This window comes from Synergistota bacterium, assembly GCA_025060595.1.
In the GTDB taxonomy this organism is placed as follows: domain Bacteria; phylum Synergistota; class GBS-1; order GBS-1; family GBS-1; genus 42-11.
This window is the reverse complement of the sequence record JANXBX010000001.1, coordinates 1-14,848: the sequence shown is the minus strand read 5'-3', so window position 1 is coordinate 14,848 and position 14,848 is coordinate 1. Positions and strand designations below refer to the sequence as shown.

At 41.0% G+C, this 14,848-nt stretch carries 19 protein-coding genes and 3 tRNA genes; all 22 read left to right on the top strand.

Annotation, left to right across the window (positions count from 1 at the left end; genetic code table 11):
- Positions 1-24 precede the first annotated feature (24 nt).
- Entirely contained in the window at positions 25-339 is a 315-nt protein-coding gene (gene eutM / locus NZ900_00110; protein ID MCS7232500.1) for an ethanolamine utilization microcompartment protein EutM, read from the top strand.
- 26 nt (positions 340-365) lie between these two features.
- The gene (locus tag NZ900_00105; GenBank protein MCS7232499.1) at positions 366-1,130 is read left to right on the top strand and encodes a cobalamin adenosyltransferase; all 765 of its coding nucleotides are present in this window, start codon (positions 366-368) and stop codon (positions 1,128-1,130) included.
- 3 nt (positions 1,131-1,133) lie between these two features.
- Positions 1,134-1,775: a phosphate propanoyltransferase gene (gene pduL, locus NZ900_00100; GenBank protein MCS7232498.1), complete on the top strand. Its 642-nt coding sequence runs from the start codon at positions 1,134-1,136 to the stop codon at positions 1,773-1,775.
- 2 nt (positions 1,776-1,777) lie between these two features.
- Entirely contained in the window at positions 1,778-2,605 is an 828-nt protein-coding gene (gene eutJ / locus NZ900_00095; GenBank protein ID MCS7232497.1) for an ethanolamine utilization protein EutJ, read from the top strand.
- A gap of 8 nt (positions 2,606-2,613) precedes the next feature.
- Positions 2,614-3,384, top strand: a complete 771-nt coding sequence (locus tag NZ900_00090) for a hypothetical protein (protein ID MCS7232496.1) — start codon at positions 2,614-2,616, stop codon at positions 3,382-3,384.
- On the top strand, positions 3,385-3,651 hold the full coding sequence (locus NZ900_00085; GenBank protein MCS7232495.1) for a EutN/CcmL family microcompartment protein: 267 nt from the start codon (positions 3,385-3,387) through the stop codon (positions 3,649-3,651). It begins immediately after the preceding gene.
- Entirely contained in the window at positions 3,641-5,005 is a 1,365-nt protein-coding gene (locus tag NZ900_00080) for a 4Fe-4S dicluster domain-containing protein (protein ID MCS7232494.1), read from the top strand. The genes NZ900_00085 and NZ900_00080 overlap by 11 nt, the downstream gene beginning before the upstream one ends.
- Positions 4,998-5,564, top strand: coding sequence for a BMC domain-containing protein (locus NZ900_00075; GenBank protein ID MCS7232493.1), 567 nt, complete (start codon positions 4,998-5,000; stop codon positions 5,562-5,564). Before NZ900_00080 ends, NZ900_00075 begins: the two co-directional genes overlap by 8 nt.
- Positions 5,565-5,583: 19 nt before the next feature.
- Entirely contained in the window at positions 5,584-5,871 is a 288-nt protein-coding gene (locus tag NZ900_00070) for a hypothetical protein (protein ID MCS7232492.1), read from the top strand.
- A gap of 92 nt (positions 5,872-5,963) precedes the next feature.
- Positions 5,964-6,251 (top strand): BMC domain-containing protein, encoded by a 288-nt coding sequence (locus tag NZ900_00065; protein ID MCS7232491.1) that lies wholly within the window; start codon positions 5,964-5,966, stop codon positions 6,249-6,251.
- A gap of 39 nt (positions 6,252-6,290) precedes the next feature.
- Complete coding sequence (gene eutH, locus NZ900_00060) at positions 6,291-7,373, top strand: ethanolamine utilization protein EutH (GenBank protein MCS7232490.1); 1,083 nt, start codon at positions 6,291-6,293, stop codon at positions 7,371-7,373.
- Positions 7,374-7,501: 128 nt separating this feature from the next.
- Positions 7,502-7,870 (top strand): BMC domain-containing protein, encoded by a 369-nt coding sequence (locus NZ900_00055; protein MCS7232489.1) that lies wholly within the window; start codon positions 7,502-7,504, stop codon positions 7,868-7,870.
- The gene (locus NZ900_00050; protein MCS7232488.1) at positions 7,867-8,316 is read left to right on the top strand and encodes a EutP/PduV family microcompartment system protein; all 450 of its coding nucleotides are present in this window, start codon (positions 7,867-7,869) and stop codon (positions 8,314-8,316) included. Before NZ900_00055 ends, NZ900_00050 begins: the two co-directional genes overlap by 4 nt.
- 17 nt (positions 8,317-8,333) lie before the next feature.
- Positions 8,334-8,633, top strand: coding sequence for a BMC domain-containing protein (locus tag NZ900_00045; GenBank protein ID MCS7232487.1), 300 nt, complete (start codon positions 8,334-8,336; stop codon positions 8,631-8,633).
- 385 nt (positions 8,634-9,018) lie between these two features.
- The gene (gene ilvN / locus NZ900_00040; GenBank protein ID MCS7232486.1) at positions 9,019-9,507 is read left to right on the top strand and encodes an acetolactate synthase small subunit; all 489 of its coding nucleotides are present in this window, start codon (positions 9,019-9,021) and stop codon (positions 9,505-9,507) included.
- A gap of 6 nt (positions 9,508-9,513) precedes the next feature.
- The gene (gene ilvB / locus NZ900_00035) at positions 9,514-11,217 is read left to right on the top strand and encodes a biosynthetic-type acetolactate synthase large subunit (protein ID MCS7232485.1); all 1,704 of its coding nucleotides are present in this window, start codon (positions 9,514-9,516) and stop codon (positions 11,215-11,217) included.
- Between the two features lie 7 nt (positions 11,218-11,224).
- A complete protein-coding gene (gene ilvC, locus NZ900_00030) occupies positions 11,225-12,232 on the top strand; it encodes a ketol-acid reductoisomerase (protein ID MCS7232484.1) in 1,008 nt (335 codons plus the stop codon).
- A 13-nt stretch (positions 12,233-12,245) separates the two neighbouring features.
- Positions 12,246-13,787 (top strand): 2-isopropylmalate synthase, encoded by a 1,542-nt coding sequence (locus NZ900_00025; protein ID MCS7232483.1) that lies wholly within the window; start codon positions 12,246-12,248, stop codon positions 13,785-13,787.
- Between the two features lie 534 nt (positions 13,788-14,321).
- A tRNA-Thr gene (locus NZ900_00020) sits at positions 14,322-14,397 on the top strand.
- Between the two features lie 23 nt (positions 14,398-14,420).
- Positions 14,421-14,507: transfer RNA gene (locus NZ900_00015), tRNA-Tyr, on the top strand.
- A gap of 10 nt (positions 14,508-14,517) precedes the next feature.
- Positions 14,518-14,593: transfer RNA gene (locus NZ900_00010), tRNA-Thr, on the top strand.
- A 46-nt stretch (positions 14,594-14,639) separates the two neighbouring features.
- Positions 14,640-14,848: GTP-binding protein (locus tag NZ900_00005; protein MCS7232482.1), on the top strand; the 209-nt coding region annotated here is incomplete at its 3' end.

The following is a 14,848-nucleotide window of genomic DNA, read 5'->3' as shown; positions in this document are numbered from 1 at the left end:
GTGTGTGAAAGGAGGGGATTTTAAATGGCAGTTAATCAGATAGCCCTCGGTATGATAGAAACAAGAGGGCTTGTAGCAGCAATAGAAGCTGCTGATGCTATGTTGAAGGCTGCGAATGTGACGCTTATAGGTAAGGAAAAGATAGGAGGAGGTTATGTAACTGTGATGGTTAGGGGCGATGTAGGTGCTGTTAAAGCTGCAACAGATGCTGGAGCTGCAGCCGCTGCAAGGGTGGGTGAGTTAGTTTCTGTTCATGTTATTCCCAGGCCTCATCCCGAGGTTGAGTACATACTTCCTAAGCTTAAGAAAGGGGAGGAAGAAGCCGGTTCAACAACTTAGCTTTTGATCCTGGGAGGTAGATGATATTGAAAGTTCTCACAGAAATAGAGTTAAGAAACGAGTTAAGAAAAAGGGGGCCTGTGCGGCGCTTTGTGGTGCCGCCAGGTACGATAATTACGCCGGCAGCTTTGAGTTATCTTAATGAAAATAAGATCGAAATTGTTTACGGGGAAGCGGAATCTACTGAGGAAAAAGAGCCGGAGAAAAAGAAAGAAGAACCTAAGGCTAAGGCGAGATTTGAGTTATTAAGTGCAGGGTTAGGGGTTGATGAGAAGCCAGAGCACTTTACTCACTTAAGTGGTAATAAGTTAGTTTCTAAAAGCCACCCAAGAATTAAGTTGAGGGGGAAAATAGACTCTTTAGAGGCCCATATTATTCTGGCTCAAACACAAATAGCAAAGGCTGGCTTCCCACAAGTTGTTAGTCACTTGGAAGAGGTTTTATCTATAGTTAGGAAGATACTAAGAGCTGAGGTTTTAGGTGAGCCTTTAGAAGAATTTAAATTGTTTGGTTTATCATGGTCGGATATTAGAGATATTTCACACCATCCTAGGAAGTTTATAGGAATAGATCACTTTATTCCATCTTGGGAGAATGGAGAGGTTATGGCTTATTTGAACTTGATTAGAACACAGATAAGAGAGTGTGAGATAGCCGCATGTGAAGCATTTTATGATGAATTTGAAGGGGTTAAGAGGGAGGATATACTGATAGCCTTTAATAGACTTAGCAGCGCTTTGTATGTAATGATGTGTTGGTTACGAGCTGGCAGGTATCCAAAAGGAGGATAAAACATGGCGGATTTTGGGGAGGAACTCGTAAAAAAAATAGTCGAAGAGATTTTAGCTTGGGAAAGAAGAGTACCTGTGATAGTTGGTGTTTCCAATAGACATGTTCATATATCTGAGGATGCGGAGAAGATACTTTTTGGGGGGAATAAAATAACGGTGAAAGCTTATCTTAGGCAACCGGGACAATTTGCTGCAAATGAAACTGTAAAATTGTTAGGTCCTAAGGGAATGATAGATAACGTTAGGATAGTGGGACCTGTTAGAAAGAGTTGTCAAGTTGAAGTCTCAATTTCCGATTGTTATCACCTAGGTGTTGAGCCGGTAGTTAGGGATTCAGGCCAGCTTAAGGGAACTCCTGGAATATATATTATAGGACCGGCTGGTGTAATTAAGCTTGAGGAAGGAGTAATAGTCGCTCAAAGGCATATTCATATGAAACCTGAAGAGGCTAGATCTTTAGGGGTTAAAGATGGTGATATAGTGAGAATACGATTTGAGAAAGGTATAAGATGTGGAGTTTTAGGTGGAGTATTAGTTAGAGTTAGTGAAAATTATGCTTTAGAATGTCATCTCGATGTAGAGGAAGCTAATGCGTTGGGGGTTAAGACAGGTGATATAGTTTACATGGAGGTGGGGGGAATATAAGTATGTCTTCCTTTTCTCCTGAAAATGCTGAAAGCTTATTGGCTTTAATGGATGAAGCAATAAAATCTCCATTAGCATGGAAAGGAGAGCTCTTTGCTGGTGTAGACTTAGGGACGGCTTATGTTGTGGTGACAGTAGTAGATTCTAATGGTAACCCAGTAGCTGGCGCTTATAGATTCGCTGAGGTTGTTAGAGATGGCGTTGTAGTGGACTTTACTGGAGCGGTTAGGATTGTAAGGAGTCTTAAATCGGAATTAGAAAAGAAACTTGGCGTTGAATTAAGAAAAGCTGCTGCTGCTTTTCCTCCAGGTACGGGTAAAGCGGTTGAAAAGGTTCACTTTTATGTTGCTGAGGGTGCTGGCTTTGAAGTTATAAGGATGATAGATGAACCTACGGCTGCAAATTATGTCTTGGGAGTGAAAGATGGGGTAATAGTTGATGTTGGGGGAGGCACAACGGGTATAGCTGTGGTTAATAATGGTGAGGTTATTTATACAGCTGATGAACCTACAGGGGGGACTCACTTCTCTTTAGTCATAGCTGGAGCTTTAAAGATTAGCTTTGAGGAGGCGGAAGAGTATAAAAAGGATCCAAAGAATGCAAAAGACGTACTTATGATTGTTAAGCCAGTTGTACAGAAAGTAGCGAGCATTATTCATAGACATTTAAATGGCTTTGAAGTTGAATGCGTTTATTTAGTGGGAGGAACTGCGTGTTTGCAAGGCATTGAGGATATAATATCCCAGGAGCTTGGTCTTGCTGTATGGAAGCCTAGAAATCCATTATTTGTTACTCCCTTGGGCATAGCTCTTAGCTGCCTGAGGAGGTGAGGAATGACATGGTATCGCTAAAAGCTGAGGATAAGAAGATTATAGTTGAAGAAATTGTTAATGAGGTTTTAAAGAAATTAAAGAAAGAAGTTTCTCCTAAAGAAAAGGTAATAGTGGTGTTTACTGGAGCACCTGGATTGATTGAAAAAGCAATAGATGAACTTTTGAAGCTTAAGGAGAGATTCCAATTAGTTGTTGCTTTTTCTGAGTCTGCAAGGAGAATGAAGCAGTTTTCTGAGGTGAGGTCAAGACTTGAGGTTGACTTGCTTAATGAAGAGCGCTTCTATGAAGAGGTAAATGAGGCTAAAGTTGTGATTTTCCCGACGCTTACTCAAAATACGGCTGCTAAGATAGCTTGGGGTATAAGAGATTGTCTAGCAAGTGAAATAGCTGCTTGCGCTTTAATTATGGGTAAGAAAGTAATAGCTGTCTGTGAATCGTTAAGCACTGAAGGGGTAAGTACTGATTACGCTTTCCTTTTAGAAGAGATAGCCAAGAAACTTGTTAAACTGGGAGTAATCCTCTGTAAAGTTGAGGAAGTATCATTGTGTTTAGAAAATGGTAAATCTTCTGTAGAGATTAGTAAGTCTGGCCTAAGTGAGGGCGTTAAGAAAAAAGAGTTTATTTTTGAGGGCAGAGTCTTAACATCTGAAACTGTAAACGGTGTTGTATCGATGGGGTGCTCCAAGATAATCATCGATTCTTGCTCTTTAATTACCCCATTGGCTGCTGATATTATACGAGACAAAAAGATAGAAGTAGTTAGGAGGATGGGATAGGTGTTAATAGCGAAGGTTGTTGGAAGTATCTGGGCTACTCGTAAAGAGGAAAGTCTACAGGGTTATAAGCTTCTTATCGTTAAGCAGATAGATGAGTATCAGCGTGAGATAGGGGAGGCTTTCGTTGCGGTGGACACTATAGGAGCTGGTGTAGGAGAGTTAGTTATAGTGACCACGGGAAGTTCTGCGAGAAAGATATCTACGGGCGAGGAAATACCTGTGGATGCTGCTGTTGTGGGAATAGTAGATTCTATGGATGTTAAGTAGATTTGATTTAGGAGTGAGAGCTTTGGAAGACTTGGCTTTGATTCTGCAAGAGATGGGTGTTGTAGGAGCAGGGGGTGCAGGGTTTCCCACATATGCAAAGCTCAGGAAAGAGGGTATTAATGAGTATATTGCTAACGGTGCAGAGTGTGAGCCTCTCCTTTGGGTTACTAAAGAACTGCTGGCTAAGAAGATTTTCCAATTTCTTGAGGGGTTTAAGATACTTGTGGATTATGTTGGGGCTAAGAGGGGAGTAATAGCCCTTAAAGGTAAGTATTCATCAATAGTGAAGTTAATTAAAGACTCATTGAGTGAGCGTAATTATGCCTTTGATATTTTTGAATGTGGGGATTACTATCCAGAAGGTGATGAACATGTACTGGTTTATGAAATTCTTCGGAGACCGGTACCAGCTGCTGGTATTCCGATAATGGTGGGAGCCGTAGTAAACAATGTAGAGACTATATATAACGTGTATAGGGCTTTTGTAGAAAGAGCACCTGTAATTGATAAGTTTATAACTATTGGTGGCGATGTGAGAAATCCTGTTACTGTCAGGGTTCCTGTGGGGATTAAAGTGAAAGAGGTTCTTGATATTATTGGTATTAATTACGATGGAAAGGTTTTGATAGAAGGAGGTCCTATGACAGGTAGAGTAATATCTCCAGATGTGCCAGTTACCAAAACTACAGGGGGAATACTTATTTTTGAAAAGGGGCACCCGGCGGTTTCTCAGTTTACTGCTCCTCTTGATTATATTCTAAAAAGAGCACGTACTTGTTGCATACAATGCAGATACTGTACCGATCAATGTCCTCGTTATCTTTTAGGACATGATTTGGAGCCTCATAGAATTATGATTTCTATGGCTTTTGATATGGGAATAGAGGTTAGAAAGAGTGCTTTGTTATGTTCTGAATGTGGTGTTTGCGAAGCATACTCTTGCCCTCAACTTTTATCTCCAAGAAGAGTTAATCAATACATAAAGGCTAAGCTTATTCAGGAAGGAGTTAGGTATCCACCTAAAGCTGATATAGTTGTAAGAGAGGATAGAGAATATAGGAAGGTTCCTACTAAGAGGTTAATGATGAGGATAGGTATTTATGAATTTGATCGCTATGCTCCTCTTTTAGAGGATAGAATTGAGGCAAAGGAAGTTACCATTTTGATGAAGCAGCACATTGGGGTTCCGGCGACTCCTATTGTTTCAGTTGGGGATTATGTAGTTGAAGGTGATGTTTTAGGAAAAGTACCAGAGGGTAAGCTTGGAGTTAATGTTCATGCTAGTATATCAGGTAAAGTTATTTCTGTTTCGGATGAGGCGGTAGTGATAAAAGGGGAGAGAAAGAATGGGTAAGGCACTAGGAATATTAGAGAGTATAAGTATAGCTAAGGGAATAGAAGCTGCCGATGCAATGGTGAAGGTCGCACCAGTGAAGCTGTATGTTGCGAAGACTATATGTCCCGGAAAATTTCTAGTGATGGTGGGTGGAGATGTGGCGGCTGTTAATAGTTCTGTTGATCGTGGAGTAGATGTTGTAAGGGAGTATAAGGCAGATGCTGTGGTTATTTCGGGAGTCCATGAAGAGGTTCTCAGGGCTTTAGAGGGAATGACTGAAATTGCTGCTCCAAAAGATTTTAAAACTCATTGGGCATTGGGGGTTATAGAGACTTTTACTGTTACAGCATGTATATATGCTGCTGATGCTGCTGTAAAAACAGGGAATATCCATTTACTTGAGATTAGACCAGCTATAGGTATAGGGGGAAAGTCCTTTGTAACTATGATAGGGGATGTTAGTGCTGTGGAAGCTGCTATTAATGCTGGTAGAGATAGAATTGCTGGAGAGGGGATGATACTTACTTTTTCAATCATACCTTATATATCGGAGTATGTACTTGTCAATTTGATATAGGTTTCGGGGAGGTGAATATATGGGTAAAAAGATTCTTTCAAAACAGGACGTGGAGAAATGTTACTATGGAGGCAGTAAAAGTATGATTGTTAGCAGAAACCTTATAATCCCTCCCGGTGTTATGGACTTAGCGAGGAGCTTAGGTATAAAGTTTATCTATGTGGAAACCAGTGAGTTTCCTAATATAGTTTCGGCACTGTGTGCTGAGTATGGTGTTAAAGATAAAAGTGTTGTTGATGAAATAGTTAAACGGGTTATCAAACTGTTTGAAGGCGAGAGGGTTAAAAAGGTTGAGCTTGAAGGTTAAGACCTACATACAGAAAGGGGGTGAATTGAGAGAGGGGTTATTATTTCTTATTTAGCTAAGTAATTTTAAAGCAGTGGAGAGGAGGTGTGCTTATGTCGACACAAATAGCTCTTGGAATGATTGAAACTAAAGGTTTGGTTGGTGCAATAGAGGCTGCCGATGCAATGGTTAAGGCAGCAAATGTTACCTTGATAGGCAAAGAACATGTGGGGGGAGGACTTGTAGTAGTTATGGTTAGAGGTGATGTTGGGGCAGTTAAAGCGGCTGTTGATGCAGGAGCAGCTGCTGCTAAGCGTGTGGGAGAACTCATAGCAGTTCATGTCATTCCGAGACCGCATCCTGAGGTAGAGCTTATTTTGCCTAAGCTGGAAGAAGGTTAAGGAGAATTAGTAAAAGATGTCGGTAAGGGGGGAGGATCGGTGGAAGCGATAAATCAGTGGATAGTTAATATAATGGTTTTTTTCATGGCACTGGGAGCAATAGATAGGATATTAGGTAATCGTTTTGGTTATGGAGAGAAGTTCGAAGAGGGATTTAACGCGATGGGAGCTTTATCTTTAGCTATGGTGGGTGTTGTTTCGCTTGCACCTGTTTTGGCAAAGATATTAAGGCCTGTTGTTGTTCCTATATATACTGCGTTAGGTGCAGATCCTGCGATGTTTGCTACTACACTTCTAGCTAATGATATGGGTGGGTATCCCTTAGCTATGCAATTAGCCCTTACAAAGGAAGCTGGGTTATTCGCAGGTCTAATACTAGGTGCTATGATGGGTCCAACGATAGTTTTCACAATACCGGTGGCTTTGGGAATAATAAAGCCAGAAGATCGTACACCTTTAGCTAAGGGAATTCTTGCTGGGATGATAACTATACCTTTGGGATGCTTGGCTGGAGGCTTAACAGCTGGTTTTCCAATTTCTATGGTTCTTTCTAATCTTGTTCCTATAATCATAGTAGCTGCACTTATAGCTATAGGTTTGTGGCTTATTCCGGAAAAAATGATAGCTGGATTCAAAAAATTTGGGGTATTCATAGTAGCTGTTATCACTGTGGGATTAGCATCGGCTATCATTGAGACCCTTACAGGAGTAGTTGTGATTCCTGGTATGGCTCCTATATGGGATGGTATACAGATTATTGGCTCTATAGCGATAATGCTTGCGGGCGCATTTCCTTTAGTTAAGTTTCTTACGACGGTTTTCAATAAGCCTCTTATGGCTGTTGGAAAGAGATTAGGTGTTAATGACTTTGCTGCTGCTGGTTTTGTAGCTACATTGGCTAATAATATTCCTATGTTTCAGATCTTAGATAGAATGGATGAAAAAGGAAAGATTCTTAACTGTGCTTTTGCGGTGAGCGCAGCTTTTACATTCGGAGATCATCTGGGCTTTACTGCAGGTGTAGCAAAAGAGATGATTTTCCCTATGATAGTTGGAAAGCTTACTGCTGGTATAACGGCAGTTATGGTAGCTAATATGATTTTCGGTTCCAAAGGTAAGTGATGTGATCTAGTATATATTCACGTTTAGATTTTATTTATAATTTTTAACCTGTTTTAGTTAGTGTAGGGGTGTTGTTCTAGAAAGGACAACACCCCTATTTGATAAATATCTTAAGGGGTGTTATCAGCGTGACGGATGAAGTTAAAAAGCTCTTAAATAGTAATGGGAAGCAACGTATAGTCCAGGAATATGTTCCTGGTAAACAGGTAACATTAGCCCATATTATAAGAAATCCACGTGACGATATTTGTGACAGAATAGGTATTGACAACAAAGGTGCTATTGGCATTATGACTATAACTCCCGGTGAGGGAGCTATTATAGCTGCTGATATAGCCTCTAAAACGGCTGCTGTTCATATCGAGTTTGTTGATAGGTTTACTGGTTGTGTAATTATAAGTGGAGATGTTTCCTCGGTAGAAGTGGCCCTTTATAATGTGGTGAAATTTTTGCATGAAGTACTTGGTTTTTTCCCTGCGAAGGTGACGTCTTCATGAAGAAAAGAGTGATGGTTATAGGCAGCACAGGTGTTGGAAAAACTACGCTTTTAGAGAAATTGGGGTTAAGGAATAAGAGGGTAAAAAAAACTGAGAGCGTCGATGTCGATGCTTTTTCAATAGATACTCCTGGTGAATTTCTGGATATACCTCGATTTTATAATGCCTTAATAGTGTTTTCATCAAAGGCGAAGATTGTTCTTCTCGTTGTGGATGCTGTGGATCCTAAGCCTTTTCCTTCAGGAATATCTAAGGTTTTACGTGCAGTTGCTTTAGGAGTTATAAATAAGATAGATCTGCTTTACGACGGTAAAGAGCTGAAAATAGATTTGGCAAGGAAGTTTTTAAGAGATGCAGGTGTCAAAGAAGTATTCGAGGTTTCAGCTTTGACCGGGTTTGGTTTGATTGAGTTAAAAAAAAGGATAGATGATATATTAGCTTGCTAAGGAAAGAGGGGATATATTTGAGCGTAAAGGCTCACGTGATACTCAGGCCAACGGATATTTGTCTTGAAATAATTAAAAGTAGATTGAGGCCTAGGGTTGATATGGGTTTGGAAGGATGTGAAGCTTTGTTACTTGTTCAAGGAAGTGTTGCTGAGATAATAGAAATTGTTGATATAGTTACTAAAGTTGTTAACGTTAAAGCAGCAGAAATTGTGGGGAACTGCCCTCAACAGTTTAATACTATAGTCTTTTGGGGTAGCACTGCAGATGTAGAACAAGCAGTTGTTGTTCTCAAAGAGAGAGGAAAGATAGCATAAAAGTGAGATGCTAAACTTATAAGTAAATAGAATGGGATACGAAGTTGAGAACTAGGCTATTTATAGGAATGTATTAATTTTGATAAATAAAATTTTTTTAATCCTCTTGACAAGGTGAGAATTACTGTTTAAAATTCTAATCAAATCCTTGGAGGAAGGAGGACTTGCAGATGCAGGCTTATAACAGTTCAATGGGCTTTATGGTTATTATAGCTCTAGTTCTAGTTATTATTAGCCTGCGGCGCGGGTCCCCTCCAGGGGTGATCGGCGTATAGCCGAGTTTCTCCTCTGATGAGAGTAGTTAAGGGGCGGGGGCCCCGCCGTAAGGGAAAGGGGCCCCCGCCCCTTTTATTTTACTTTTACACGACTTTTGGGAGGGATGGAAGTGAGGCATGTAATTAGTATTTGGACAGAGGATCACCCCGGCGTATTGTGTAGGATTGCTAGCTTGATTTTTAGACGGGGATATAATGTTGAAAGTTTAAGCGTTGGAAGAATAAATGGTGCTGGAATCTCTAGATTTACTATAGTTTTTGAAGGGGATGATGAGGCTGTAAAGCAAATTATTGCTCAATTTAGGAAGTTAGTAGAGGTTATAGCAGTTGAGGATTTAACTAGTGGAAACTTTGTTGAGAGGGGACTATCCTTGGTGAAAGTTGAGGCTAATGCTGCTAAAAGGCTGGAAGTGTTTCAACTTGTAGATGTTTTTAGAGCTCATGTGATAGATGTGGGTGAGGAAGGAATCGTTGTAGAAGTTACTGGTGATAAGGATAAGATAAATGCTTGTATTAGTGCTTTCAAACCTTATGGAATTAGAGAAATTGCCTGTAGTGGTAGTGTTGCTATGAAAAGAGTTGGTTTTAATGGAGGTTAGAAAATCATGAGCGAGGAGAGAATGACAGGAGCTGCGGCTGTATTAAGATGTTTGGAGCTTGAGAATGTTAGAGTAGCTTTTGGCCTACCAGGTGGTGCTATAATGCCCTTTTATGATGAGCTTTATAAGAGAAAGAGCTTTAAGCATATTTTGGTTAGGCATGAGCAATCTGCAGCTCATGCAGCTGATGGTTATGCCCGTGTAAGTAAGGAAGTAGGTGTTTGTATTGCAACTTCTGGCCCAGGTAGTACTAACCTCGTTACCGGTATAGCAACAGCCTATATGGATTCTGTTCCTCTTGTTGCAATAGTTGGTCAAGTAGCTACTTCCCTTGTAGGGAAGGATGCTTTTCAAGAAACTGATATAGTTGGCATCACCTTACCAATAGTTAAACACAGCTTTAAAGTGAAAAAGTTTGGTGATATTTACTTCGCAATTAGAGGGGCTTTTTATATAGCTAAGACAGGGAGACCTGGTCCAGTTTTGGTTGAATTGCCATCGGATGTTCAAAGGCAGGAGGGGGTTTTTAGAGGGACGGATTTAAACTTCAGGGGATATAATCCAGAGGGTTTTTGGAATTTAGATAAGATGCCAGAAGCAATTGAGGCAATCCTGAATTGTGAAAGGCCGGTTATCTTAGCTGGAGGTGGAGTTATCATATCTAATGCTTGCACTGAGTTACTAAACTTGGCAGAGAAGCTTGAAATACCTGTAGCGACGACCTTAATGGGGAAGGGAGCTTTTCCTGAAGAACACTGGCTTTCTTTGGGAATGGTTGGAATGCACGGAACTCCAGCAGCTAATAAAGCTCTTTGTGAGGCCGATCTTATTGTTGCTATAGGTGTGAGATTTAGTGATAGAAGCATAGGAAGGCCTGATAAGTTTGCTAACTCAGCTAAGGTAGTTCATATAGATTACGATCCTGCGGAAGTGGGAAAGAATGTTAGACCGAATATTTATCTTGTTGGAGATGCTAGGAAGATCATCAAGGAGATAGTAGATTCTGTTGGTAAAGTTGATATAAGTCGTAGAAGGGAGTGGTTGAAGAAAATTGCTGATTGGAAAGAGGAGCTGAGATTTGACTTGGAATATTCTGGTCAGGTTAGACCTCAACATGTATTAAAAGCTGTTATGGAGATCACCAAAGGGGAAGCTATTTTAACTACAGAGGTAGGACAGAACCAAATGTGGGCGGCTCTGTACTACAAGGTAAATAAACCACGAAGATTTATAACTTCAGGAGGACTTGGAACGATGGGATATGGTCTTCCTGCGGCAATGGGAGCTTGTATAGCTTGTGGTTGTGAGATGCCGGTTTTTAATATTGCGGGGGATGGTAGTTTTATGATGTCCGTTCATGAGCTTGATACCTGTGCTCGCTATAACTTGCCTGTTAAGGTTCTTTTACTTAATAACAGGGCTTTAGGTATGGTTAGACAGTGGCAAGAGCTATTCTTTGGTAAGCGTTACTCTGAAACGATTTTTTCAAAGGAACCTGATTATGAAGGTTTGGCGAGGTCTTTAGGGGCTCAAGGCTGGACAGTCCGCGAAGCATCACAGGTTAGAGGTGCGATAGAAAGGGCTTTAGAGACACCAGGGCCTGTAGTTGTGAACTTTCTTATTCCCCAAGAGGAGAAGGTTTTACCGATGATGGTCCCTGGTGGTACTCTTAAAGATATCATAACTGAGGAAAGCCTTGAAAGGAGGTAGTTTTATTATGGCAGAAGTTTTATACGATAAGGATGCGGACTTATCCCTTTTAAAAGGGAAAAAGGTAGCGATTTTAGGGTATGGTAGCCAAGGGCATGCTCATGCGCAAAACCTAAGAGATAGCGGTGTTGATGTGGTAGTTGGGCTTTATAATGGGAGTAGATCTTGGGAGATTGCAAAAAATGATGGATTTGACGTTAGGAAAGTGGACGAGGCTACTAAGGTTGCAGACATAGTTATGTTCCTTATTCCGGATAGCGTTCAAGCAGATGTTTACAAGACATATGTGAAGGATAATTTAAAGCTTGGTGCTGCAATGGGCTTCTCTCATGGGTTTACTATTCACTATCATCAGATAGAGCCTCCTCCGAACGTTGATGTTTTCATGGTAGCCCCTAAAGGTCCTGGTCATTTAGTTAGAAGGATGTATAAGGAGGGAAAAGGTGTTCCAGCTTTGCTGGCTGTACATCAGGATGCTTCGGGTAAAGCTAAGCAGATCGGTTTAGCCTATGCAAGTGCCATAGGTGCAGGTCGTGCAGGAGTTATTGTAACTACATTTGCTGAGGAAACAGAAACGGATCTTTTTGGTGAACAGGCTGTCTTATGTGGTGGGGTTAGCGAGCTTATTAAAGCTGGTTTCGAAATACTTGTTGAAGCGGGTTATCAGCCGGAAATTGCATATTTTGAATGTTTGAATGAGCTTAAGCTTATAGTTGATCTTATATATGAGGGTGGGCTTTCCTGGATGAGGTACTCGGTTAGCGATACTGCTAAGTACGGAGACTTGATAGCTGGAAATTATATTATAAATGAAGATGTGAGAAATCGAATGAGGGAGCTTCTTAAAAGAGTTAAAGACGGGTCTTTTGCAAAGGATTGGATTCTTGAAAATCAGTGTGGAAGGCCGCGCTTTAAGGCTTGGCTTGCTAAAGAAAGAGAGCATCTTATAGAGAAGGTAGGATCTAAACTTAGAGAGATGATGCCTTGGCTTGAAAACAAAAAGCCACCAGTATAGGGGGGATTAAATGATGGGTGATGATGGGGTTATTATTTTCGACACGACCCTGAGGGACGGAGAGCAAGCAGCAGGTATCAATCTTAACATAGCTGAGAAGCTCCAGATTGCTCATCAATTATCGCGTTTAAGGGTAGATGTAATAGAGGCAGGTTTTCCTGCAGCTTCAGAGGGGGATTTTGAAGCAGTTAAGAGAATAGCTCAGGAAGTTAAAGGACCTATAATAGCAGGGTTAGCTCGTGCTCGTAAAGAAGATATAAAGGCAGCTTATGAGGCAGTTAAATACTCTGATAGACCGAGGATTCATACATTTATAGCTACAAGCGATATTCATATGCAGTATAAACTTAAAATGTCGCGAGAGCAAGTCTTTGAAGCTGTTAAAGAGGCAGTTACTTATGCTAGGAGTTTAGTTGATGATGTCGAATTTTCAGCTGAAGACGCAAGTAGATCGGATTTGGATTTCCTTGTCCAAATCTTTAGGTTGGCCTTAGATTGTGGTGCGACTACTTTGAACATTCCAGATACGGTAGGTTATGCTTATCCAGGTGAGTTTGGGGAGTTTGTTCGGGCTATCATAGAGAGAGTTGACGGTGGGAAAACTGCCATATGGTCAGTTCATTGTCATAATGATCTTGGGCTTGCTGTAGCTAATTCCCTTGCTGGGATTAGGGCTGGAGCTCGTCAGGTTGAGTGTACTATAAATGGTCTCGGAGAGAGAGCAGGAAATGCTGCATTAGAGGAGATAGTTATGGCATTGAAAACTAGAAAGGATATATTTGGGTTGGATACTAGGATAGATACTCAAAGACTTTATGAGACAAGCAGGCTTGTTTCGAGACTTACAGGTGTGATTGTTCCTCCTAATAAGGCTATAGTTGGTGCTAATGCCTTTTCTCATGAATCTGGAATTCATCAGCATGGGGTTCTTTGTAATAGAGCTACTTATGAGATAATGCGCCCAGAAGATGTGGGCTTTCCTGGAACTCGCTTATATTTAGGTAAGCACTCTGGTAGGCATGCTTTTAAGAAACGTCTAGAAGAGATGGGGTTTAACTTAGATGAAGAATCTTTTGAGAGGGCTTTTAAACTATTTAAGGAGCTTTGTGACAGGAAGGAGATAGTTACAGATAGTGATATAGAGGCCTTCATTGCTGATGAAATTATAGGTGTTTCTGCGTCAAAGAGATTTGAGCTTAAGGGTTTTTCCCTGGTTATAGACAATGGGGGTAAGGCTACCGCTACAGTAACTCTTCTTGAAAATGGTCTTGAAAAAGTGGATGCTGCTGTTGGAAATGGTCCTGTCGATGCTTCTTATAAGGCTATAAAAAGAATAGTTGGTATAGATCCTGTTTTGAAGAGTTATAGAATAGAAGCTACAAGTGAGCGTTCTGATGCGCTTGGCGAAGCGGTTATAACTCTCCAGTATGACAACTTTACCGTGGTTGGTAGAGGTACAAGCACGGATATTATAGAAGCGAGTATAAAGGCGTATGTTAACGCCTTAAACAGACTCTTTGCCGCCGCCTCGCTTAAAGGAGTGGAGCTTAGCTAAGCGCCGAGTTTCCCCCGTAGTCTCTCCCCCTACGGGGGAAACTCCACTCCTTATATAAATAACTAGCTTTTATCTCCCTTTCCTTTTCTCCTGACTTAACCATTGGTGTTTTTTCTTCACGGGTTTTCTTTCTGGGCAAGGAGTGGAGAATTTGCCCCCTTTTCTACAACTTCACCTTTATTCATTATGGCTGTTCTTCTGTTTATGAACTTTGCTAGCTTTAGATTGTGCTTTGTTATTACTAAGCTTAAATCTATCTTCCTGTGTAATTTCATAAGAATTCTATTATAGAAGCTTGTGTGGAGGCATCTGAAAAAATCCCCATTATTTAACTTTTATTTGGTCTATTCCCTTAGTAAGTCCGTTAGCTACTTATTTTCAAAGTATTTACTCACAGCCAGTCGCTTTTTAATTTGATTTTTAAATTCTTTTTGAGGATTTCAATTAACACTCTTAATATAATAGAGCCGTAACCCTATTGACTTAAAAGAAGTTCTCTTTTATAATGTATTTCGGCTTGGGTTGGCGAAGTTTGCCGGCGTAGCTCAACTGGCAGAGCGACTGATTTGTAATCAGTAGGTTGCCGGTTCGAGTCCGGCCGTCGGCTCCAAACTTTCGTTTTTAATGCAAAGTGGGGAGGTAGCCAAGGGGTCAAAGGCAGCGGACTGTAGATCCGCGGGCGGATTGCCTTCGGAGGTTCAAATCCTCCCCTCCCCACCAAACCAAATGGGCCCACGTAGCTCAATCGGTAGAGCGTGTCCATGGTAAGGACAAGGTCACCGGTTCGATTCCGGTCGTGGGCTCCACCTTTTTATTTTTGCCTGTTATTATCTTTAACAAGGGGGTATAGATATGGCTAAGGAGAAGTTTGAAAGGAAGAAGCCGCATGTTAACGTAGGTACCATAGGGCATATAGATCATGGGAAGACCACTTTAACTGCTGCGATAACGCGTTGTTTATCGCAGCATGGGTTAGCGCAGTATGTTCCATTTGATCAGATAGACAAGGCGCCTGAGGAGAAGGCGAGAGGGATAACGATAGCGATATCTCATATAGAGTA

Excerpts from the sequence above, each read along its gene's own strand:
- eutM (MCS7232500.1), top strand. The coding sequence starts at position 25 with ATGGCAGTTAATCAGATAGCCCTCGGTATGATAGAAACAAGAGGGCTT.
- pduL (MCS7232498.1), top strand. The coding sequence starts at position 1,134 with ATGGCGGATTTTGGGGAGGAACTCGTAAAAAAAATAGTCGAAGAGATT.
- eutJ (MCS7232497.1), top strand. The coding sequence starts at position 1,778 with ATGTCTTCCTTTTCTCCTGAAAATGCTGAAAGCTTATTGGCTTTAATG.
- NZ900_00090 (MCS7232496.1), top strand. The coding sequence starts at position 2,614 with ATGGTATCGCTAAAAGCTGAGGATAAGAAGATTATAGTTGAAGAAATT.
- NZ900_00080 (MCS7232494.1), top strand. The coding sequence starts at position 3,641 with ATGTTAAGTAGATTTGATTTAGGAGTGAGAGCTTTGGAAGACTTGGCT.
- NZ900_00075 (MCS7232493.1), top strand. The coding sequence starts at position 4,998 with ATGGGTAAGGCACTAGGAATATTAGAGAGTATAAGTATAGCTAAGGGA.
- NZ900_00070 (MCS7232492.1), top strand. The coding sequence starts at position 5,584 with ATGGGTAAAAAGATTCTTTCAAAACAGGACGTGGAGAAATGTTACTAT.
- NZ900_00065 (MCS7232491.1), top strand. The coding sequence starts at position 5,964 with ATGTCGACACAAATAGCTCTTGGAATGATTGAAACTAAAGGTTTGGTT.
- NZ900_00050 (MCS7232488.1), top strand. The coding sequence starts at position 7,867 with ATGAAGAAAAGAGTGATGGTTATAGGCAGCACAGGTGTTGGAAAAACT.
- ilvB (MCS7232485.1), top strand. The coding sequence starts at position 9,514 with ATGAGCGAGGAGAGAATGACAGGAGCTGCGGCTGTATTAAGATGTTTG.
- ilvC (MCS7232484.1), top strand. The coding sequence starts at position 11,225 with ATGGCAGAAGTTTTATACGATAAGGATGCGGACTTATCCCTTTTAAAA.
- NZ900_00025 (MCS7232483.1), top strand. The coding sequence starts at position 12,246 with ATGGGTGATGATGGGGTTATTATTTTCGACACGACCCTGAGGGACGGA.